2 protein-coding genes are annotated in these 1,527 nt (G+C 37.1%); both read left to right on the forward strand.

Going from position 1 to position 1,527, the window contains the following annotated elements; translation table 11 throughout:
* The first annotated feature begins 20 nt into the window (after positions 1–20).
* A complete protein-coding gene (locus VXQ92_RS17430) occupies positions 21–695 on the forward strand; it encodes a response regulator transcription factor (protein WP_416682666.1) in 675 nt (224 codons plus the stop codon).
* 25 nt (positions 696–720) lie between these two features.
* The coding region (locus VXQ92_RS17435) for a histidine kinase dimerization/phospho-acceptor domain-containing protein (protein WP_416682667.1) at positions 721–1,527 on the forward strand (807 nt) is incomplete at its 3' end.

A 1,527-nucleotide genomic window follows, 5' to 3' on the forward strand; every position in this document is an offset into this window, starting at 1 on the left:
AACTAAAGCGAGCCTAGAACATGACAAACATCTTGATGATTGAAGATGATTTTATGATTGCAGAATCAACGATCACGTTGCTGCAATATCATCAATTTGAGGTGGAATGGGTCAATAACGGTTTAGATGGTTTGGCTCAATTGGCGAAGACTAAATTTGATCTTATTCTTTTGGATTTAGGATTGCCTATGATGGATGGTATGCAAGTTTTAAAGCAGATCCGTCAAAGAGCAGCAACACCAGTATTAATTATTTCTGCTCGAGATCAATTACAAAACCGTGTCGATGGTTTAAATTTGGGTGCAGATGATTATTTAATTAAACCTTATGAGTTTGATGAGTTGCTTGCCCGTATTCATGCATTACTACGCCGTAGTGGAGTAGAAGCTCAACTTGCGAGTCAAGATCAACTATTAGAAAGTGGTGATCTGGTTTTAAATGTTGAACAGCATATTGCGACGTTTAAAGGTCAACGCATTGATCTATCAAATCGTGAATGGGCAATCTTAATTCCACTTATGACTCACCCAAATAAAATCTTTTCTAAAGCCAACTTAGAAGATAAGTTATATGATTTTGATAGTGATGTGACCAGTAATACTATTGAAGTATATGTTCACCATTTAAGAGCGAAGCTGGGTAAAGATTTTATTCGAACCATCCGAGGACTGGGCTACCGTTTGGGGCAATCATAATTTAAAATTTCAGGACTTCATAAAAGTGCATTATTCATTAAAAAAACGACTGATTTGGGGCACCTCAATTTTCAGTGTCATCTTAGGTTGTATTTTAATTTTTAGTGCTTATAAGGTTGCACTTCAAGAAGTCGATGAAATTCTAGATACTCAAATGAAGTATTTAGCGGAAAGAACAGCTGAGCACCCTTTAAAAACTGTAAGCAGTAAGTTTGATTTTCATAAAACTTACCACGAAGAAGATCTGTTTATCGATATTTGGGCTTATAAGGATCAGGCCCATTTGTCTCATCATTTACATTTGCTGGTTCCACCTGTTGAGCAAGCGGGATTTTATTCTCATAAAACCGCTCAAGGTATAGTCAGAACTTATGTTTTACCTTTGAAGGATTACCAGATTCAGGTCAGTCAGCAAGAGAGGGTTCGTGAAGCTTTCGCTTGGGAGCTTGCGGGCAGTATGTTTATTCCGTATTTAATTATTTTACCTTTTGCAATATTTGCCTTAGCAGCCATTATTCGTCGTGGTTTAAAACCAATAGATGATTTTAAAAACGAGTTAAAAGAACGCGATTCCGAAGAACTCACTCCAATTGAAGTACATGATTATCCTCAAGAGCTTTTACCTACTATTGACGAAATGAATCGTCTTTTTGAGCGCATTTCTAAAGCGCAAAATGAACAGAAGCAATTTATTGCCGATGCTGCTCATGAACTACGAACACCTGTGACTGCATTGAACTTACAAACCAAGATTTTGCTAAGCCAGTTCCCTGAGCATGAATCATTGCAAAACTTAAGCAAAGGTTTGGCACGTATTCAGCATTTGGTGACT

This window comes from Acinetobacter sp. 228 (genome assembly GCF_048147885.1).

Excerpts from the sequence above, each read along its gene's own strand:
- VXQ92_RS17430 (WP_416682666.1), top strand. The coding sequence starts at position 21 with ATGACAAACATCTTGATGATTGAAGATGATTTTATGATTGCAGAATCA.